We start from the raw sequence: 19,324 nt of genomic DNA, 5'->3' as shown, positions 1-19,324 counted from the left end.
ACAACTCTTGCTTACAAATTCATATTAATGCTGGTTGAGTGCATTAATTTTGAGGTAACGCCCACAGGTCACGCGCTTCTCGAAGCCGGGAACCACGTTTGCTGGGCGATAGGCAGGTTGCTCGACTGCCCGCGCCCCATCGGGAAATAGGTGAAACCCTTGTCGGCCATGCGCTCCGGATCGAAAAGGTTACGACCGTCAAAAATCACCGGGGCCTTGAGCCGTTGCTGGATCAGGTCGAAGTCCGGCGCCTTGAAGGGCTGCCATTCGGTACAGATGACCAATGCGTCGGCTCCCGGCAACACCGATTCCGGCGTGCCCATCAGCATGAGTCGGGGCTCGTCGGGGTAGAGCAATTGCGTCTGTTGCATCGCCTCCGGGTCGAACGCGCGGACGCTGGCACCCGCCGCCCAAAGCGATTCCAGCAAGGTGCGGCTCGGTGCGTCGCGCATATCGTCGGTGTTGGGCTTGAAGGCCAGGCCCCAGAGGGCGAAGGTCTTGCCGCGCAGGTCGCCCTGGTAGAACGCGTTGATCCGCTCGAACAGCTTGTGTTTCTGCCGCCCGTTGATGGCTTCCACCGCTTGCAGCAGGTCGCTGGAGCAATGAGCCTGCTCGGCGGTGTGGATCAGGGCACGCATGTCCTTGGGAAAGCACGAACCGCCGTAGCCGCATCCCGGGTAGATGAAGTGATAGCCGATGCGCGAGTCGGCGCCGATGCCCAGGCGCACGGACTCGATGTCGGCCCCCAGGTGTTCGGCCAGTTCGGCGATCTGGTTGATAAAACTGATCTTGGTCGCCAGCATGCCGTTGGCGGCATATTTGGTCAGCTCGGCGCTGCGCAGGTCCATGAACAGGACCCGGTCGTGGTTGCGGTTGAACGGCGCGTACAGGTCGCGCATGGTTTCGCGCACTTCATCGCGCTCGCAGCCAATCACGATACGATCCGGACGACGGCAATCGGCGACCGCCGAGCCCTCCTTGAGGAATTCGGGGTTGGAAACAATATCGAACTGCAGCAGGCGACTGGCCTTGAGCAGGCATTTGTCGATGTGCGCCCGCAGAACGTCGCCGGTGCCCACGGGCACGGTGGACTTCTCCACCACAATGAGCGGTTGCTCGCGGTAGCGGGCGACGGCCTCGCCGACGGCCAGCACCTGGCTCAGATCGGCACTGCCATCGTCCCGGGAAGGCGTGCCCACGGCGATAAACAGCACCTGGCCGTGCTGCACGGCGAGCTGTTCGTCGCAGGTGAAATGCAAGCGGCCAGCCTCCAGGCCTTCACGCACCAGCGCGGCCAGGCCAGGCTCGTAAATGCTCACCTGGCCTTGGCGCAAGCTGTCGACCTTGCGCTCGTCGATGTCCATGCACACTACGTCATGGCCCACTTCGGCCAACACGGCAGCCTGCACCAAGCCTACGTAACCACTTCCGAATACGCTGATTTTCATGGCGAACTCCCTGGATCTTTCCGAGCGGGCGACATGCACAACCAGCCATTCGCCGCCGTGCGCTCGGTCCAGAGTAAGTCGGGGATGTTGCAATTCGCTGACAGGCGCGGCCCCTGGGGCCTCAACTGAAGGTGGCCTGGATCAATCGACGGCTGGTCTTAGTCGCTGACGATGAAACGCTTGGCCCTTTAAAGAAACGTCTCACGCACCTATCGGAATCTGCTCATTTCCTCTTGGGTATCTCATTCAACACAATCGTGGCAATCGCACGCTCTCTGCTAAATCAGTGCTTCGATCCAGGAAGAGCGCGCTGGCGGGTGACTCTCAAATGCTTCCCCAAGGTGATCATGACGCATGAAAAGACGCGATTTCTTTCAAGGCATGGGTGCCACGCTGGCTTTAGCATCAGCGGCCCCTCAGGCTATAGGCGTAACGGTTCCACAGGGCGAACCGACACATCGCGGTGTTGTTCAACATCAATAGCTATGCTCGCCTCTTGTTGTCGGACTTCCTGGCAGCGGGAGGGAAGATTCATATCCGCCATTTGAAAGCGCGGAGGAGCTGTTGAGCCTGCCCGAGAAAACAATCATCAACGCTACGGGCTACGGGCTACGGCGCAAAGGCACTGTTCAACGATCCGGACATTGTCGCGATTCGTGGGCAAACGGCCCGGCTCGTTCAGCAACCGGAAATCAAGTATGCAATCAGGGCTCAGGACTTTCTCTTCATTCCTCGACGAGACGGCCTGGTCGTGCAGTACATCGATCGGGCAGGAAGCTATGACAATGAGGATGACAGCCCTGACTTTCAGGAAGCGTCTGATGCCGTAGAACAGCTGGCTGCCGTCATGGCGGGATTGCGCTACTGAAACTCAAATCGCATCCAGTCGGTAGGCAGCAGGCAATTGCGCGACGAATTCGCCGACCACCTCCCGGGTCAGGCTGACGATGTCTTCCACCCGTTCCATTCCGGCACCGGTCCGCCAACTGGCGACGATGTCCATGACTGATGGCAGCGGTACGCCGTCCACCAAGGTCAATGTGCCTTGGGCCAGTTCGCCGACGACCAGCGCCGCGGGCATGGCGCCAATGCCAAAGCCGTCACGAACCAGGCGGGTAATGGCCGAGGCCGAGTTCACGCAGTTGATGCGGGGCGAGACGATGTTGGCCGAATGCAGCAGGTTGAGAATGTCCTGGTGGGGGCGAGAGTTGCGCGAGAAGGTCACTATGCGTTCCTGGGACAAGTCTTCCAGCGACGCATAGGACCGGTCATAGGCGCAGCCGGTACGCACCACCCAGTGCATCGGGTAACAGGTCAGCAGCGCGTTGCGTACACTGTCCAGGCGCAGGATGTCGGTCTGGAAAATGATGTCCTGGTAGCCTTTTTCCAGTTGCGAGCACAGGTTGCTCGCGGTGTCGGCCGACAGTTCGATTTCCAGGGCTGGGTAACATTCCATCAGGCGCGTCACCAAGGGGCTGAGCCAGGTGTGGATCACCGTATCCATCGCACCGATGCGGATTCGGCCGCGCACCTGGCGCGGATCCTTGATCACCGCTTTCATGCTTTGCATGGTGTCCATGATGCGCTCGGCGTATTCCAGCACGCGCTGGCCTTCGGAGGTCAGCGACACACCTTTGGAATCGCGCACGAACAGGCGCACGCCCATTTCATCCTCCAGGGCGGCGATCCGACTGGAAATGGACGCCTGGGTGGTGAACAGCTTTTCCGCGGTGAGGCGAAAGCTCTTCAGGCGGGCGACCCAGACGAAGGTTTCGAGAAACTTGATGTTCACTTGGGGCGATTCCTTGAAACAGTCATGCAAGACTCCTGAAAGCGCACGGGCGGCCTGATCAAAGATCTTCCAGGTACCGGATAACATCCTGGAGCGCGCCTGAATCCGGGACGTTATCGAGAACCGCTTCAGGCTGGCACCATGGGTACTCCAGCCGCGATGCCCAGGCCATGATCATTGGCAGATCGGTTGCCGGCAGGGTCTTCATGTGTTCGATGGTGATGGTCAGTCGCTCGGCCAGGCTCGACGCCGGATCGAACTGCCAGTCATACAGGCCACAACCGACGCGTGCCTCGCCACTGTTCTTGTCGGACATCGCCACCAGCCACTTGCACTGGAACGCCTCGGCGTTTGCCGGCGGCGGGGCGGCCAGGCAGAACGTGTAGACGTTTTCGAAGGTCTGGCCAAAGCGACTGACCAACACGTCGCCAATGGCGGTACGGCCTTCGACGTGGTCGGGAAACGTGATGGAACCGGTGCGCACGTTCATGTGCAGCGTAGCAGTCGGCGTAAAAGCCTGATCCAGCAGGTGAGGCCGGTTGCCGTCCTTGGCGCTGATGTATTGTTGAATCGATTGCTGAGCGGTGTTCATCGTGTGTCCCTTCAAGTTGATAGCGGCCTCGTCCGAGGTTTACAAGTCACTGTTCCATAAGTCCGTCACCAGCATGCAGCCAGGGGCGTGGGTGATGCACAACGGTGGACGTGAGGCCTGGACCACCGATTGAGGCGTTACGCCGCAGGCCCAGAATACCGGGATCTCGTCCGCTTCCACCGGCACGGCATCGCCGTAATCCGGCGAGTCCAGGGATTGAATGCCGATCAGTGACGGATCGCCGATGTGTACCGGGGCGCCGTGAACGTTGGGCATGCGCCCGGTAATCTGGATCGCCTGGATCGCCGCGGCGGCTTTCATCGGCCGCATGGTCACCACCATTTTGCCAGACAGGCGGGCGGTGGGGCGTGTGTCGATGTCGGTCTGGAACATCGCGACATTGCGCCCCAACTCAATGTGCCGCAAACGGATGCCGGCCTCCAGCAGGGGTTGTTCGAACGAGAACGAGCAACCGAGGGCGAAGGCCACCAGGTCGTCCTGCCACAGGTGTTCGATGTCCAGCGGCGCTTCGCTCAACTCGCCGTGGCGGTAGACCCGGTATTGAGGTACCTCGTGGCGGATATCGATGGCGGCGCCCAGGTTACGGAAGAACGGATCGCCTGGCTCGGTCACGTCAAGCACCGGGCAAGCCTGGCGATTGAGGGTGCAGTAGCGCAGGAATTCATTGGCCCAGTCGCCGGGCAGGATCACGATATTGGCCTGCACGCGGCCCTGGCCCAGGCCGCTGGTATGGCCCTGGTACTGACCGGCGGCGATGTTTTGGCGCAGGGCCAGGGGTGTGCATTGCTGCAGTTGTTCGAAGGACATCATTACGGGGCTCTCCAAGCGTTCGTTCGCTACTTTGAGAACACCGTGGGGATGACGTCCAACAAGGAATATTGCTACCCCGTGACAACTAAAAGTTATTCAAGAGATGGTTGGCCGTTCAGCCCGGGAGCCGCAACCATGCGTTGTGGCCCGACATCAACGGCGTATTGGCTGACCACCTGGCGACTCATCTGGACGATGTTCTCGACCAGTTCCAGGCCGACACCCGCGCGCCACGAGGCGACGACGTCGAGTTGGGGCAGGGCGGTGCCGGGTTCGAGCTGGATCAATTCACCGCTGGCCAGGGGCTTGGCCACCAGGGCGGCGGGCAGGGCGCCGATGCCGAATCCGTCGCGAATCAATCGGGTCATGGCCGACACCGAGTTGACGCAACTGACCCGTGGCGCATTCACGCCATGGGCGTACAACAGGTTGAGTACATCCTGATGCGGCCGCGAATGCTTGACGAAGGTGATGATGCGCTCGCCGGCCATTTCCACTAGTGACGCGTAGGGGCGGGCATAGATCGACTGGCTGGCGGCGATCCAGTGCATGGGGTAGTGACCCAATTCCAGGTTGCGCACGCTTTCGTGGCGGACCAGATCGGTCTGGAACACGATGTCCAGGTAGCCTTTTTGCAATTGGTCACAGAGATTGCGCGCGGCATCGGCGGTGATTTCGATTTCCACGGCGGGGAAGGCTTGCATCAGCATCGACATCAACGGGCTGAGCCAGGTGTGGATCACCGTATCCATCACGCCGATGCGCACCAGGCCTTGCTGCGCAATGGTGGTATCCAGTGACTGCTTCAACGCCCGCTGCACTTCGAGCATCTGCTCGGCGTAGTCGAGCACCTTGAGGCCTTCGGGGGTCAGCGAAACCCCGCGCGAATCCCGTACGAACAGGCGCAGGCCCAACTCCTCTTCCAGCGAGGCGATTCGGCTGGAGATCGCCGCCTGGGTGCTGAACATCTTCTCGGCGGTGAGGCTGAAACTCTGTAGCCGGGCGACCCAGACAAAGGTTTCGAGGAATTTGAGGTTCATGAGGGCTCTCTAGGTGCGGGTGGTTCTTATGTTGCAATTGTTTTGCAATTGTCACTCCAGATCGGGCCGTTGGGGCATCAAATTTTCTTATGTCCCATCTGGTGTTTTTCCCGTTTGACGCTGTGCCGATCCGCCACCAAGAATCCGCTCCACGACGCAGCCACTGCGTCCGCATCCCCAACGACAACGCCTTCACAAAAAAATAACGAGGCGTGTCCGTCATCTTCGCTTGCTGCCGCAGGAACCTTCCATGGAAAAGACCATGACTGACTGCGTAACCACCGGGACAGGGCGCACGGGCCCGTTCAGTTGGTACGGTCCCCTGTCGAAAAATGAAAAACGTACATTCTGGAGCTGCAAGATCGGCTATGCCCTAGACGGCATGGATACACAGATGCTGAGCTTCGTCATCCCGACCCTGATCGCGACCTGGGGTATTTCCAAGGGCGACGCCGGCTTGATCGGCACCTGCACGCTGCTGGCCTCGGCGGCCGGCGGTTGGATCGCCGGGATCCTGTCCGACCGAATCGGCCGGGTACGGACCCTGCAATTGACGGTCCTGTGGTTCGCATTCTTCACCTTCCTGTGTGGGCTGGCGCAGAACTACGAGCAATTACTGGTGGCCCGGACCTTGATGGGCTTTGGCTTCGGCGGTGAATGGACCGCAGGGGCGGTATTGATCGGCGAGGTGATCCGCGCCCAGGACCGGGGCAAAGCGGTGGGCATGGTGCAGGCCGGATGGGCGCTGGGCTGGGGGCTGACGGCGCTGTTGTATGCCGGGTTGTTCAGTTTCCTGCCGCCGGAAGACGCCTGGCGGGCGTTGTTCATGATTGGCCTGGTGCCGGCGCTGTTTGTGCTGGTGATCCGTCGACTGGTCAAGGAGTCGGACACTTTCGAACATGCGGTGCGGCAGCGCCAGGCCAAGCCGGAACTGGGCTCTCGCTGGGCCTTCTTCGAGATCTTTGCCCCTCGGATGCTCAGCACGACGTTGCGCGCCTCGCTGTTGACCACCGGTGCGCTGGGCGGTTACTACGCCATCACTACGTGGTTGCCGACGTACCTGAAAACCGAGCGCGGCCTGAGTGTGCTCGGTACGGGCGGCTACCTGGCGATGGTCATCGTCGGTTCCTACATCGGCTACGTGACCAGTGCGTTGCTGACCGATGCCATCGGCCGCAAGAAGAACTTCATCCTGTTCGCCGTCGGGTCCATGGCCATCGTCCTGACCTACACCCAATTGCCAATCGATAACACCTGGATGCTCTGGCTGGGCTTTCCACTGGGTTTCTTCGCCTCGGGCATCTTCGCCGGCATGGGCGCATTCCTGACCGAGCTGTTTCCCACCCGCATGCGCGGGTCGGGGCAGGGCTTCTGCTACAACGCCGGGCGTTCCATCGCGGCGCTATTCCCATTGTTCATCGGCGCGTTGAGCAACACCTTGCCCATCGGCACCGGGATCGGCGTGTTTGCGGCCGGCGCCTATGGTGTGGTGATCCTGGCGGCGTTGAGCCTGCCGGAAACCCGCGGCAGGCAGCTCGAGTCCTGACCACCCGCGACGTCCGTGCACAGCGCGGACGCCGCTACAACCCTTAAAACAACAACCATCGGACGCGATTGCAACGCCCCCGAGAGGGTTCGCTCGCGTCCATAAAAAAGGAGCATGCCATGGGGCATTTCACATCCACCTGGTTTTATACCCCCGCCGGTACGTTGCTGGGCCTGAGCCTGATCGGCGTGCCGAACGCCCAGGCCGACTTCATCGCCGACAGCAAAGGCAGCCTGGAGGCCCGCAACTTCTACTTCAACCGCGACTTCCGCCAGGAAGGGGCACGGGACAAGGCCGAAGAATGGGCGCAGGGCTTTCTGCTGCGGATGGAGTCGGGATACACCGCCGGGACCGTGGGTTTGGGCCTCGATGCCTTGGGCATGGCCGGTTTCAAACTGGACTCCGGGGGCGGTACGGCGGGCACCAACCTGCTGCCAGCGGATCAGTCTGGCGGCTCGCAAGACCGCTATGGCGAACTGGGCCTGACCGCCAAAGTCCGTGTGTCCAACAGCACCTTGAAGCTGGGAACCTTGCAGATCAAGGACCCTGCGGTAAGTTCCAACGACACGCGCCTGTTGCCGGGAACCTTCAAGGGCGGCTTGTTGAGCGTGCAGGAAATCGATCGTTTGAAGCTGACCGCCGGGCAACTCACGCAGATCAATTTTGTCGACTCCACCGACTACCAGGACATGACCGCCAACCGCATCGGCGGCAGCAGCGACAAGTTCCAGTTCGCCGGCGCCGACTATCAGTTCCTGCCGAACCTCACGGCGCAATACCGCTATAGCCTGTTGGAAGACATCTACCAGCAGAACTACCTCGGCTTCGTCCACACCCTGGACCTGGGCGCAGGCCAGTCGTTCAAGAGCGACGTGCGCTATTCGCGCAGCACCGAAGACGGCAGTTTTCGCGAACTCGACAACCAGGCTTTCGGCGCCATGTTCACCTACAGCCTGGCGGGCCATGCGTTGGGCCTGGGCTACCAGCGCATGAGCGGCGACGATCCGTTCCCGTACATCGGACGCAGCGATCCCTACCTGGTCAACTTTGTACAGATCGGCGACTTCGCCAACATCGACGAGCGCTCCTGGCAAGCGCGCTATGACTATAACTTTGCGGCTATTGGCGTACCCGGGTTGACCTTCATGACTCGCTACATCACCGGCGACAACGTCCAGCGCAGCGCACCGGGCGAAGGCAAGGAATGGGAGCGCAACACGGATATCGCCTATGTGGTACAGGATGGCACCTTGAAGGGCCTCGGCTTGAAATGGCGCAACGCAACGGTGCGCTCGAATTTTGGCAACGACCTGGATGAGAACCGGTTGATCGTCAGCTACACGATGGCGCTTTGGTAAAGAGATCGCCGGTAAAACCGATCCTGTGGCAAAACAACTGGCTCCCTCGCCACAGGGTCATCACTCCTTGGATAAAAGGAGCATTGCACTCGATCAATGGCGTCGTTGCCTGTATACAGGTGCGCTTCGAAAGGGATTTTCAAGACAAAATAAGGGAGCTGTCGCTGTGATTTACCTGATACGCCATGCCACGCCGCTGATCGATTACAAACCCTGCAAAAGCGCGGACTGCAGGCGCGCAGGGTGTATCGCTCGGGGTGTTTTACCGTCGAGTCGCTAACGCCATGACGGGGATTGCTCGGCCACCAGCAGTAACGACTGCGGCACCGGGCTTTGTGGGTGCTGAGGTTCCTGCAAGAGCACCAATCGGAAACCGGCCATGTCCAGGGCATTGAGCCAACTGGACAAGGTGCGGAAGTACCACGGCATACGTTGCCATTTGCCTTTGAAACCATCAAAGGTTTCTTCTCGCCAACCGTCCTGATAATCGCCCCCCGCCACGGTCCATGGATGCAGCGTCTGAACCACCAGCGCGCCACCTGGGCTGAGCAGGGCATTCATCGCAGCGAGCAACGGGATGATGTCCTGGTGCAGCAGGGCGAAGTTGGCGCAGATCAGGTCGTAGCCGCTGCCAACGTCCACCTTCGTGTCCACCAGCGCGTCATAGCTTGCCAGATGCACCGGCGAGGAACCCGCCGCCCGGGCCGCTTCGACCAGCGTCGCGTCGCCATCCACACCGACCGCTTCGATGCCCCTGTCAGCCAGCGCCCGCAACAGCCAGCCTTCGCCGCAGCCCAAGTCGAGCACGCGCTCGGGCTGGCGGCTCTGCACCACCAATAGCATGGCCTGGTCCGTGACCGTCAGCCGGCTTTCGATGGCCCCCGTGCGGATGGCTTCGATCCAGGATTGGGCATTGTGGTGCCAGCTTTGAAGGAGGGCGGTTTCCGAGGACGACATTGATCCAGCTCCGCAATGGATTGGGTAAGCATAGGCCAATCGCTGGCGCAGGGAAGCCAGTGGTCAAAGCGGGCGGTCAAGGAACAACAGGCGTGCGGCCAGCGCTGCCATGACCCCGGCAAAACCATACGTGCCCAGGCGCCTTGAAATCCCGCCGCTTGCCAGCTTCGCCCTGAGCTGAGCGGCGCAAACACCCAACAGCGTATGAAAGACGAGTGCAATCAGCGCCAGCAACGCGCCCAGGAAAATCAACTGCACACTGACGCCTCCAGCCTTGACGTTGACGAACTGGGGCAGGAACACCATGAAGAACAGCAGCGCCTTGGGATTCAAGAGGCTGTTGAGGGCGCCCCGGCAGAAGATTTTCCACAGCGAAGCCACCTGGAGCTGGCTATCCTGAGTCGCTGCTGGCGTTCTCAGTGCTTGCCAGGCAAGCCACAGCAGATAACCAGCCCCGGCCAGGCGCAGGATGTCGAACGCCGGCGCCCAGCTCATCACCAGCGCACCAATGCCCGCGCTGACCATCATCGTCATCAGCACGTCCGAAAAGGAAATGCCAAGGGCGGCGGCAATACCGGCACGCCAGCCGTGGGCCAGCGCATGACTGGTGACAAAGGCCATGTTGGGTCCTGGGACGATCAGCAGAAGCACAACAGCAACCACGAACAGGTAGAGATTGGCGGTATCCGGCATGGGGATCACTCCGTGGGGTGAGCCACGACAGTAAGTGAATGACGAGGAGGGCGTCAGTTACAGTCCGGGCCAATCTGATAGCAACAGTCGTTTCTCGCGATGCATCAAGGTAATCGCTAAACTGCTGGCCCGAATTTCAGCAAGGAAGTGGGTGGATGCGTTCGCTCGTCAGCAGTGTGCTTGTTTCCATGACGCTGGTATCCCCGGTCATGGCCGAGCCAAGGGCGTTTTCGGTGAATGATCGCAGCGGCCAATACCTGGTCGAAGTGTTGTTCCCGGAGCCGCCGGAAGACCCGCATCAACTGGCCCGCGCCTTTATCACCATTCGCGACAACGCCACCCAACAAGCCCTGCAGCAATTGCAGACGCCCGCCGGCAATGTGCCCGTGGACCGCAACGGCAAGGTCGATAACTGGTTACTCGGCCCCCAGAGCCTGCTGTACTTCGACGACTTCAACTTCGATGGCCGCCTGGACTTGGCGATTCGTAACGGCAACGATCCCGACGCGAGTTACAAACCGGCGTTCGACGTCTACCTGCAAGAACCGCAGAAAACCCAATGGGTCCTCAATCCTGCGCTGACGGGCCTGGCAAAGGAGGACAGCAAAGGCATGTTCTCCGTCAGCCCGCTGGACGGCGTCCTGCTTTCGCAAACCGACCGCGACTGCTGCTGGACTCGCGCCACCCACTGGAAAATGCGCGGCGATGAGTTGGTCCTGCTTCACTCAGACACCGAGGAGCAAATCCAGCCGACCGAGGAGGGCGAAAATACCAGCATGCCCAGCGGCTACACGCGACGCACCACCGGTGAATTGAAAGATGGCCAGTGGCTCGAACAATCGAGCCTGGAAGGTCCGGAAAAGGAGGATCCGGTGATTCTTGCCGGAACCCTCGACGCCAGGACCCCGGTAGAACTCTGGTACCAGGTCCAGGGAACCGTGATCATTGGCGAGGTGCGCTACACCCAGGCTGGCGCTGGCGACGCGATCAAGCTGCTAGGAACACGGGACGACGCCGATGACGATCTCATCAGCCTCCACGAATACGCCGATGACGGTCGTCAAACCGGTACCTGGCGGATCTCCCGGGAAACCGTCGAACCCTACAATCACACCGGCACCTGGGTCAGCGGCATTCAGGGCGACGACGGCAAGCTGGCGATCCTGCTGCACGATGATGAACGGGAATTGGATGGCGACAAGATCGACGACGTCGACGCTGACCAGCGCAGCGGCCATTACCAGATGCGCCAGGACGCCCTGGGGCGCGACGCCGACCTGGACTTGAAGATCCTGCCGGACCGCGACGCCAACGGAAAAGAAATCGCGGAATTGAGCGTGACCTTGAAGGGCGGCGTGACCGAGCATCACATCGTACCGATGGAAAGCGAAAACCTGATCATCGTGCGCGAGCCGCAAGTCTCCGAGAAAAACGCTCCGTATCACATTCAATTGGTGAAAGGCTTCGCGGTCATTGGAAACAACGCTGGGCCGGATTCGCAGAAGGGGCTGGCTGGGGTGTATTTGAAGCAGTGAACACAGCATCCGTCAGGACGCATCGCTGTCGACGATGACCCGGTCGCCAGACAATGCTTGCCGGCTTCCGACTTGAGGTCCGGGGGCACCGAAGCCGCACTTGCCTCCACCTGTACCCGGCTCATTCATCGAGACCCAGCACAATCACCCGCAGGACGCCTGCTGAAAATAGTCATTGTATTGCTTCGAACTCGAATGTTATTGTTTTAACACGATAGAAATTAATGACAGCGCAGTAACATTTTGCGTGCGGGAGCTCTGAAACCATGGAAAAGAACAGCTTCCTGCAACTGCTGGAGCGAGAGTTCTCCAACCTGACCCCGACTGGCAAGCGGATCGCCAGTTATCTGTTGGGCAACCCAGAACAGCTTCCGTTCGAGTCGGCCGATAGCATCGCGCAGCAGACCTCCACCACTGGGATTTCCGTAGGGCGCTTTTTTCGATCCCTTGGTTACCAGAACATCGATGAAATCAAACAGAGCCTGCGCGTTGAAACACCCACGTCGTGGCTTATCACTGATCGCATCGGCGCCTTTCGTGCCGAAAGCACTCAGCAAGATGCTCTTGATCGTTCCCTGAGTCGTGAGATCGAGGCCATTCGGTATGTCTACGGTCTAGCACGCAGCGACGCCTTCGCCGATATCGTGCAACGTATCTACGAAGCCGATGCAGTGTTCATCCTCGGCATTCAGTCCACTCGAGGGATTCTCACAGCGTTCCATAGCCATCTCGAGTACATCCGGCCCAAGGTCTACTACGTCGATGGTCTGTCCGGCATCTACGCAGAAACCCTGAATTCCGGCTTTGCGAATCCCTACGCAATCATTGCGGATTTCCGCGCTTATTCCAGCGTGACTCAGACTTTCTGCGACACGGCCATAGATAACAACCTCCCATTGGCCCTGATCACCGACCTGCAATGCCCCTGGGCCAGGGACTACCCACTTGACCTCTTGCAACTGAAAACCGATGTCGGGCAGTTCTGGGATTCACCTGCGCCATTGGCCTGCCTGTTAAATCTCATCGTGTCGGCCGTCGCTGAGAAATACGGGGATCGGCTCGATGAGCGCTTGGCCAGGAACCGTCAATTGCAAAAAGCTTTCGGTCAGTTCGAAGGCTGATCCTCATCGTCCCACCGAATCCCAACTGGAGTATTGGCGTGAACAACAGCCCCCTTGTAGAGATCGATGCCCAGCGCTACCAGGTGCAAATCGATTTGATCTACGCCGGTGCAGACAACCTGGCAGGAAGAGTGATTTATCCAGATGCGCGTTGCCTGTTACATCACCAGGCTGCCGAGTGTTTGTCCAAGGCCAGTCAGCTCGCGCGTCAGGCCGGCCTTACCCTTCGCATCTATGACGCCTATAGGCCGCCTTACGCTCAGTACCTGCTGTGGGACGCACTGCCAAACAACGACTACGTGCGTGACCCACATTTGGGCTCCCATCACAGCCGTGGTGTGGCGGTGGATCTGACGCTGGTCGGTGCTGATGGCGAGCCGCTGGATATGGGGACTGAATTCGACGCAATGGAAGAGAAATCCCACCAGTTCCATCCCGGTTTGCCAGTAGACGTGCAACGCAATCGACTGCTGCTGGTGGGGATCATGCTCGCCGCCGGCTTCGAGACGATTGCCACCGAGTGGTGGCATTACGAACTTCCGAATGCCGACGATTACCCCTTGCTGGATGACGTTTAAACCACTGACTCACCAACAGATAGCACCGCGCAGCCCACGCTCAGTGCGGCTGATAACAATAACAAGACAGCGTTACTTACGTTTCACCTGCAACTGCCCGGTTATAGCTTTTATAAAAAACCTGACGTACTTCCCTCTATCGAATGATCAAGGAAACCGGCATGAACCCAATGAGCACCGTGACCAGCAAATCCTTTCCCGGCGCCGGCAAGCTATTGCTGAGCGTTTTGTGCAGTGCATTGAGCCTTGGTGCCTGGCAGGCCGCGACAGCGGCTGTACCACAAGACACGCTGGTCATCGGCAAACCCGCTGATCCCCAGACCCTCGACCCGGCCGTGACCTTCGATAACAACGACTGGACCATTACCTACCCGTCGTACCAGCGCCTGGTTGGCTACAAGGTCGAAGGCGACAAAAGCAGCACCGAAGTTCAGGGTGACCTGGCCGAAAGTTGGACCGTTTCTGCGGACAATCTGGTCTGGGAATTCAAAATCAAACCTGGTAACAAATTTGACGACGGCGCCCCTGTAGATGCCGCCGCGGTGAAGTTTTCCTTTGATCGCTTGATGACGCTCAAGCAGGGACCTTCCGGTGCATTTCCGGAGGACATGGTGGTCGCGGTTGTCGACCCGCAGACTATCCGGTTCACCCTGAAGACGCCTTTCTCGCCGTTCCTGTTTACCCTGGCCCACAATGGCGCGTCGATCATCAACCCCGCTGTGGTCAATAAAAGCGCGGACGTCAATGCCTGGCTGTCGAGCCACACCGCAGGCTCCGGTCCCTTCCGCTTGAGCAACTGGCAAAAAGGCCAGTCGTTGACCATGGAGCCCAACACCTACTTCGCCGGCCCCAAACCTGCGCTGAAAACCGTGGTCATCAAAATCATCGGTGAGCCCTCCGTACGTCGCCTGCAATTGGAGCGGGGTGACCTGGACATCATCGAAGACATGCCCGAAGACCAGCTCGGCGTTCTTGCCAGCAAGCCCGGCGTGGCGGTGAAGGAGTTCCCGTCGCTACGGGTCACCTATCTCTACCTGAACAACAAAAAAGGCCCACTGACCAGCGTCGATGCACGTCGCGCGATCACCGAAGCGGTGGACTACAACGGCATCGTCAAAGGCATTCTCAGGGACAAGGCCAAGCTCCTGAACGGGCCAATCCCGGACGGCATGTGGGCGTATGACAGCTCGTTGCCGCCGATGAAGCAGGACATGGCAGCCGCCAAGGAAAGCCTCGCCAAAACGTCGCAGAAAATCACCAACCTCAGCTACATGTATTCGGACAAGGATCCTAACTGGGAACCGATCGGCCTGACCCTGCAAGCTGCATTGGCGCCACTGGGCATCAACCTCAAGCTGGAAAAGCTAGCCAACGCCACGCTGCGTGAGCGCGTCGGCCAGGCGGACTACGACATCGCGGTCGGTGCCTGGAGCCCGGACTTTGCCGATCCGTACATGTTCATGAACTTCTGGTTCGACTCCAAGATGCAGGGCTTGCAGGGCAACCGCTCGTTCTATAGCAACCCGCAAGTCGACAAACTGATTCGAGAAGCCGCCGCTGATAGCGACACCGCGAAGCGCGTCGAGCTGTACCAGAGCGCGCAGAAAATGGTGCTCAAGGACAGCGTCTACGCCTACCTCTACCAGAAGAGCTACACCTTGCCGATGCGTGATTCGGTCAAGGGTTACGTGTTCAACCCCATGCTCGAACAGGTGTTCAACTTGGGCAGTATGAGCAAGTAAACCGGCTCCCTCGCGCTGGCCATTCGTGGCTGGCGCGGCTTCTGATTTTCGTCGCGGGTGTTACCGAGGTGCCAAAATGGCCTTCCTGACTTTGTTGCGCAAGCGCCTGCTCGGCCTGTTGCTGGTCGTGTTCGGCGTTTCGCTGATTACCTTTGCAATTTCGCATTTGATCCCGGGTGATCCTGCTCGATTGATCGCTGGCGACCGGGCCAGTGATGCATTGGTGGCCGGTATACGTCATCAACTGGGATTGGATCTGCCGCTGTATCAACAATACGGTCGTTACCTGATGGACCTGGTGCAGGGAGACCTGGGAACCTCGATACGCACCAGCCGTCCCGTTCTGGAAGACTTGCAGACGTTCTTCCCGGCGACACTGGAGCTGGCGCTGGTAGCGCTGGTGCTTGCGATCCTGGCCGGCGTGCCGCTTGGCGTGCTATCAGCGGTTTATCACAATCGGGCGATTGACCAGATCGCCCGCACGCTTGCAGTCACCGGAATTTCGACGCCGGCCTTTTGGCTCGGCCTCGGCGCAATCGTTCTGTTCTACGGACATCTGGGCTGGTTGCCGGGAGGAGGGCGACTGTCCGAAGGGCTTGCTCCGCCGCCGACAATCAGTGGTTTTTATCTGCTCGACTCGCTGCTCGCCGGTGAGGGCGCGCTGTTTCTCGATGCCGTCGAACATCTGGTTCTGCCGGCGGCGACCCTGGGATTCGTGACCTTGGGCGTCGTCGCCCGGCAGATTCGTTCAGCCATGCTTGATCAACTCGGCGAAGACTATATCCGCACCGCCCGCGCCTACGGCTTGTCCCGATGGACTGTGATCCTGCGCCACGCACTGCCTAACGCGCTCATCCCTTCGGTGACGGTCCTTGGGCTGACCCTCGGAGATTTGCTGTATGGCGCGGTGCTGACCGAAACGGTCTTCGCCTGGCCCGGCATGGGCGCCTATGTCGTCAAGTCGATCCAGTCGCTGGACTTCCCGGCGGTGATGGGCTTCGCCATTCTGGTTTCGTTCATCTATGTGCTGCTGAACATGGCCATCGACATTGTGTACCGCGTGATCGACCCACGCATCGGCGAGGTAAGTTGAAATGTCCGCTACTCTGATGGCCACGCGCCGCCCGCGCTGGAACGAAAAAATCGCCTATCTGACCTACCGCGTCCGCCGCAGTCCGCTGACCATGGCGGGCCTGGCGATCACCTGTGTCGTCTTGCTGTGCATGATCTTCGCCCCTTTGCTCGCCAGCCACGATCCCAACGCGCTGAACTTGGGCGAACGCCTGACGCCGCCATCCAGCACCCATTGGTTCGGCACCGACGAAGTCGGCCGCGACCTGTTCAGCCGCGTGCTGTTCGGTAGCCAGCAGTCGGTGGGTGTCGGTCTGTTCGTGGCTTTTGCATCCTGTTTTATCGGCGGGTTGCTGGGGTGCTTTTCCGGGGTCATCGGTGGTCGTTTCGACGCATTGATCATGCGCCTGATGGACATCATGCTGTCGGTGCCATCGCTGGTGCTGATCATGGCCTTGGCGGCTGCGTTGGGCGCGAGCCTGTTCAACGCGATGCTGGCGATTACGCTTGTACGAATTCCGTCCTATGTCCGGCTAGCCCGCGGCCAAGCCTTGAGCATCCGCGAGATGGGTTATGTCAAGGCCGCCCAAACCTTCGGGGCAGGGCGCTGGCACCTGGTGCACTGGCACGTGGCGCGCAACGCAATGCCGCCATTGCTGGTGCAACTGAGCCTGGATATTGGCAGCGCGATCCTCATGGCGTCGGCCCTGGGTTTTATCGGCCTGGGAGCGCAGCAGCCTACGGCCGAGTGGGGCGCGATGGTCGCCACCGGGCGCAACTACATCCTCGATAACTGGTGGTATTCGACCTTTCCAGGCCTGGCGATTCTGATCACGGCCACCGGGTTCAACTTGCTGGGCGATGGCGTACGCGATCTGCTCGATCCACGGCAACAGGGGAAGTGACCATGCAGACGTCGAGTCCGGTATTGTCCATCGATAACCTGAGCCTGGAATTCCCGGCTTACAAAAACAACGTCAAGGCGCTGAACGGCGTGTCGCTGCATGTCAATCCCGGGGAAATCGTCGGCGTCGTCGGCGAGTCCGGATCGGGCAAGTCGGTCACGGCCATGCTCAGCATGCGATTGTTGCCCGAGCGCAGCTATCGCATCACCGCCGGCAGCCTGAGCATGCTCGGTCGTGACATGCTGGCAGCGCCTGAAAAAGAGTTACTGACGATTCGTGGGCGCGACGCCGCGATGATTTTCCAGGAGCCGATGACCGCGTTGAACCCGACCCGGCGCATCGGTAGGCAAATGCTCGATGTGATCATTCATCACCAGAAGATCAGCGTCGCCCAAGCCCGTCTCAAGGCGATCGCACTGTTGCGCGACATGCACATCGCCAGTCCGGAACAGGTATTGGAGAGCTATCCTTTCGAGCTGTCTGGCGGCATGCGCCAGCGGGTGATGATCGCGCTGGCGTTCTCCTGCGAACCCCAATTGCTGATTGCCGACGAGCCGACAACGGCCCTCGACGTGACCGTGCAACGTCAGGTGCTGTTGCTGTTGCGAGAAAAAGCCAGGCAGCGGGGCACGGCCATTTTGCTCATCACCCATGACATGGCATTGGTTTCGCAGTTCTGCGACCGGGTCTACGTCATGTACACAGGGGCAGTGGTCGAGGAGGGCTGCACGGCCGATGTCATGGGAAATCCGCAACATCCCTATACGCAAGGTTTGCTCAATGGTCTGCCGGAAATGGTCGAGCCAGGCCAGCCGCTGCTGACCATTCCCGGTCAGGTGCCGAACCTGGCCTCTTTGCCCGTGGGCTGTACTTTCCAGGAGCGGTGTACATACGCCATGCCGGTTTGTAGCAAGCGCCCGAATCTCAACACTATCAACGGTAATGACCAACGTAAAAGCGCGTGCTGGCTACCGGTCAAGGAGCTTTCGTGATGAACAGTGCCGCCCTTCAACCCATCACCCAAATGGCTCCCACGATTCTTCAACTTGACGATGTTCACGTTCGTTTCCCCGTGAGCAATGACTGGTTGGGGCGACCGCGTGGATATGCGCACGCCTTGAACGGTATTGATCTTCAGGTGCGGGCAGGCGAGACCCTGGGGGTTGTCGGCGAGTCAGGTTGCGGCAAGAGCACCTTGGCCCAGCTGTTGATGGGCCTGCTGCCGCCCAGCAGCGGGGAGATGAATTGGGCCAATCGCAGCGGCGAAGGTCGCAGGAACGTTCAGATTGTTTTCCAGGATCCACAGTCGTCCCTTGATCCGCGCCTGCCTATCTGGAGAATCATCACCGAGCCGTTATACGCCCGAGGCCATGTCAGCCATGCGCAGATGCGCGATGTAGCCGCCAGGGTCGCGGCCCAAGTCGGCATCCGCCCGGAATATCTGGACCGCTTCGCGCATCAGTTTTCCGGTGGGCAGCGTCAACGCATCGCCATCGCCCGAGCCCTTTCGTCAGACCCGGATATCATTGTCCTGGACGAGCCCACATCGGCGCTGGATATCTCGGTTCAGGCGCAGATTCTCAACCTGCTGGCAGAGCTGCAAAGAGCCCGCAATCTGACTTACATCCTGATTTCTCACAACGTATCCGTGGTGCGTCATATGGCTAATCGGGTAGCGGTGATGTACTTGGGGCAAATCGTTGAACTGGGTAGCGTGGCTCAAGTGCTTGATCAGCCACGTCATCCCTATACCCGTTTGTTGCTCGAGGCGGTACCTCGACTGGGCGCGCCACTGCACGACGAGCAAGTCGCGGCGCCGACCGAATTACCAGGGAACCGCCGACTACCGAGCGGCTGCTTCTTCCGCGAACGGTGCAATCTATGCACCACTGGCTGCGAGAAGCCTCAGGCCTTGCTGGGCGATGAGTTGCAGCGTGTGCGATGTCATTTACAGGATTGAGTCACTGACTTCACCGTTTTCGCACCGGACTTATCAGTGGCCTGTAGCAGGGTCTGCATGATAATCATCTAGACTGCTCCTTCATCCTCCTGCCCGGGACTGGCAGCCTATGCGGATATGTTTTTTTGACGGGGCTGATCGCATCGAACTGGGCT

At 59.7% G+C, this 19,324-nt stretch carries 17 protein-coding genes; 10 read left to right on the top strand and 7 right to left on the bottom strand.

The genetic code is table 11. The features are described from left to right. Nucleotides 1-68: 68 nt before the first annotated feature. From BT116_RS15435 to BT116_RS15415, 5 genes are all read right to left on the bottom strand, one after another. Nucleotides 69-1,448 (bottom strand): UDP-glucose dehydrogenase family protein, encoded by a 1,380-nt coding sequence (locus BT116_RS15435; protein ID WP_072345304.1) that lies wholly within the window; start codon nucleotides 1,446-1,448, stop codon nucleotides 69-71. 871 nt (nucleotides 1,449-2,319) lie between these two features. Beyond that, nucleotides 2,320-3,240 (bottom strand): LysR family transcriptional regulator, encoded by a 921-nt coding sequence (locus tag BT116_RS15430; protein WP_072345302.1) that lies wholly within the window; start codon nucleotides 3,238-3,240, stop codon nucleotides 2,320-2,322. A 58-nt stretch (nucleotides 3,241-3,298) separates the two neighbouring features. Beyond that, complete coding sequence (locus BT116_RS15425) at nucleotides 3,299-3,832, bottom strand: hypothetical protein (RefSeq protein ID WP_072345300.1); 534 nt, start codon at nucleotides 3,830-3,832, stop codon at nucleotides 3,299-3,301. 39 nt (nucleotides 3,833-3,871) lie between these two features. Then, a complete protein-coding gene (locus tag BT116_RS15420) occupies nucleotides 3,872-4,663 on the bottom strand; it encodes a putative hydro-lyase (RefSeq protein WP_072345298.1) in 792 nt (263 codons plus the stop codon). 92 nt (nucleotides 4,664-4,755) lie between these two features. Further along, nucleotides 4,756-5,703, bottom strand: a complete 948-nt coding sequence (locus tag BT116_RS15415; RefSeq protein WP_072345296.1) for a LysR family transcriptional regulator — start codon at nucleotides 5,701-5,703, stop codon at nucleotides 4,756-4,758. 262 nt (nucleotides 5,704-5,965) lie between these two features. Between BT116_RS15415 and BT116_RS15410 the strand changes: the two genes are divergently transcribed. Together BT116_RS15410 and BT116_RS15405 are read left to right on the top strand one after the other, a co-directional pair. Then, a complete protein-coding gene (locus BT116_RS15410) occupies nucleotides 5,966-7,249 on the top strand; it encodes an MFS transporter (protein ID WP_170845948.1) in 1,284 nt (427 codons plus the stop codon). Nucleotides 7,250-7,368: 119 nt separating this feature from the next. Then, complete coding sequence (locus tag BT116_RS15405; protein WP_072345292.1) at nucleotides 7,369-8,607, top strand: OprD family porin; 1,239 nt, start codon at nucleotides 7,369-7,371, stop codon at nucleotides 8,605-8,607. A 276-nt stretch (nucleotides 8,608-8,883) separates the two neighbouring features. Here BT116_RS15405 and BT116_RS15400 read toward each other — a convergent pair whose 3' ends face one another. Then, nucleotides 8,884-9,564, bottom strand: a complete 681-nt coding sequence (locus BT116_RS15400; RefSeq protein WP_072345290.1) for a class I SAM-dependent methyltransferase — start codon at nucleotides 9,562-9,564, stop codon at nucleotides 8,884-8,886. 63 nt (nucleotides 9,565-9,627) lie between these two features. Next, a complete protein-coding gene (locus BT116_RS15395) occupies nucleotides 9,628-10,257 on the bottom strand; it encodes a LysE family translocator (RefSeq protein WP_072345288.1) in 630 nt (209 codons plus the stop codon). Between the two features lie 155 nt (nucleotides 10,258-10,412). Between BT116_RS15395 and BT116_RS15390 the strand changes: the two genes are divergently transcribed. The 8 genes from BT116_RS15390 (at nucleotide 10,413) to BT116_RS15355 (ending at nucleotide 19,169) form a co-directional block, all read left to right on the top strand. Further along, nucleotides 10,413-11,792 (top strand): XAC2610-related protein, encoded by a 1,380-nt coding sequence (locus tag BT116_RS15390; protein ID WP_072345286.1) that lies wholly within the window; start codon nucleotides 10,413-10,415, stop codon nucleotides 11,790-11,792. A gap of 266 nt (nucleotides 11,793-12,058) precedes the next feature. Continuing rightward, entirely contained in the window at nucleotides 12,059-12,913 is an 855-nt protein-coding gene (locus tag BT116_RS15385; RefSeq protein ID WP_072345284.1) for a MurR/RpiR family transcriptional regulator, read from the top strand. Nucleotides 12,914-12,951: 38 nt separating this feature from the next. Further along, entirely contained in the window at nucleotides 12,952-13,491 is a 540-nt protein-coding gene (gene ddpX / locus BT116_RS15380) for a D-alanyl-D-alanine dipeptidase (protein WP_072345282.1), read from the top strand. Nucleotides 13,492-13,652: 161 nt separating this feature from the next. After that, entirely contained in the window at nucleotides 13,653-15,233 is a 1,581-nt protein-coding gene (locus BT116_RS15375) for an ABC transporter substrate-binding protein (RefSeq protein ID WP_072345280.1), read from the top strand. 76 nt (nucleotides 15,234-15,309) lie between these two features. Beyond that, nucleotides 15,310-16,326, top strand: a complete 1,017-nt coding sequence (locus tag BT116_RS15370) for an ABC transporter permease (protein ID WP_072345279.1) — start codon at nucleotides 15,310-15,312, stop codon at nucleotides 16,324-16,326. A 1-nt stretch (nucleotide 16,327) separates the two neighbouring features. Then, complete coding sequence (gene ddpC, locus BT116_RS15365; protein ID WP_072345277.1) at nucleotides 16,328-17,209, top strand: D,D-dipeptide ABC transporter permease; 882 nt, start codon at nucleotides 16,328-16,330, stop codon at nucleotides 17,207-17,209. A gap of 2 nt (nucleotides 17,210-17,211) precedes the next feature. Beyond that, on the top strand, nucleotides 17,212-18,201 hold the full coding sequence (locus BT116_RS15360) for an ABC transporter ATP-binding protein (protein ID WP_072345275.1): 990 nt from the start codon (nucleotides 17,212-17,214) through the stop codon (nucleotides 18,199-18,201). Then, nucleotides 18,201-19,169, top strand: a complete 969-nt coding sequence (locus tag BT116_RS15355) for an ABC transporter ATP-binding protein (RefSeq protein WP_072345273.1) — start codon at nucleotides 18,201-18,203, stop codon at nucleotides 19,167-19,169. Before BT116_RS15360 ends, BT116_RS15355 begins: the two co-directional genes overlap by 1 nt. Nucleotides 19,170-19,324: the final 155 nt, after the last annotated feature.

Source organism: Pseudomonas sp. NFACC16-2 (assembly GCF_900119205.1).
In the GTDB taxonomy this organism is placed as follows: domain Bacteria; phylum Pseudomonadota; class Gammaproteobacteria; order Pseudomonadales; family Pseudomonadaceae; genus Aquipseudomonas; species Aquipseudomonas fluorescens_Q.
This window is presented reverse-complemented; position numbering and strand designations above follow the sequence as displayed.

What these genes read in the sequence shown, in the direction of transcription:
- ddpC (WP_072345277.1), top strand. Translation starts at nt 16,328, where the DNA reads ATGTCCGCTACTCTGATGGCCACGCGCCGCCCGCGCTGGAACGAAAAA.
- BT116_RS15370 (WP_072345279.1), top strand. Translation starts at nt 15,310, where the DNA reads ATGGCCTTCCTGACTTTGTTGCGCAAGCGCCTGCTCGGCCTGTTGCTG.
- BT116_RS15400 (WP_072345290.1), bottom strand. Translation starts at nt 9,564, where the DNA reads ATGTCGTCCTCGGAAACCGCCCTCCTTCAAAGCTGGCACCACAATGCC.
- BT116_RS15425 (WP_072345300.1), bottom strand. Translation starts at nt 3,832, where the DNA reads ATGAACACCGCTCAGCAATCGATTCAACAATACATCAGCGCCAAGGAC.
- BT116_RS15360 (WP_072345275.1), top strand. Translation starts at nt 17,212, where the DNA reads ATGCAGACGTCGAGTCCGGTATTGTCCATCGATAACCTGAGCCTGGAA.
- BT116_RS15390 (WP_072345286.1), top strand. Translation starts at nt 10,413, where the DNA reads ATGCGTTCGCTCGTCAGCAGTGTGCTTGTTTCCATGACGCTGGTATCC.
- BT116_RS15435 (WP_072345304.1), bottom strand. Translation starts at nt 1,448, where the DNA reads ATGAAAATCAGCGTATTCGGAAGTGGTTACGTAGGCTTGGTGCAGGCT.
- BT116_RS15405 (WP_072345292.1), top strand. Translation starts at nt 7,369, where the DNA reads ATGGGGCATTTCACATCCACCTGGTTTTATACCCCCGCCGGTACGTTG.
- BT116_RS15395 (WP_072345288.1), bottom strand. Translation starts at nt 10,257, where the DNA reads ATGCCGGATACCGCCAATCTCTACCTGTTCGTGGTTGCTGTTGTGCTT.
- BT116_RS15375 (WP_072345280.1), top strand. Translation starts at nt 13,653, where the DNA reads ATGAACCCAATGAGCACCGTGACCAGCAAATCCTTTCCCGGCGCCGGC.
- BT116_RS15355 (WP_072345273.1), top strand. Translation starts at nt 18,201, where the DNA reads ATGAACAGTGCCGCCCTTCAACCCATCACCCAAATGGCTCCCACGATT.
- BT116_RS15420 (WP_072345298.1), bottom strand. Translation starts at nt 4,663, where the DNA reads ATGATGTCCTTCGAACAACTGCAGCAATGCACACCCCTGGCCCTGCGC.
- BT116_RS15385 (WP_072345284.1), top strand. Translation starts at nt 12,059, where the DNA reads ATGGAAAAGAACAGCTTCCTGCAACTGCTGGAGCGAGAGTTCTCCAAC.
- BT116_RS15410 (WP_170845948.1), top strand. Translation starts at nt 5,966, where the DNA reads ATGACTGACTGCGTAACCACCGGGACAGGGCGCACGGGCCCGTTCAGT.
- BT116_RS15415 (WP_072345296.1), bottom strand. Translation starts at nt 5,703, where the DNA reads ATGAACCTCAAATTCCTCGAAACCTTTGTCTGGGTCGCCCGGCTACAG.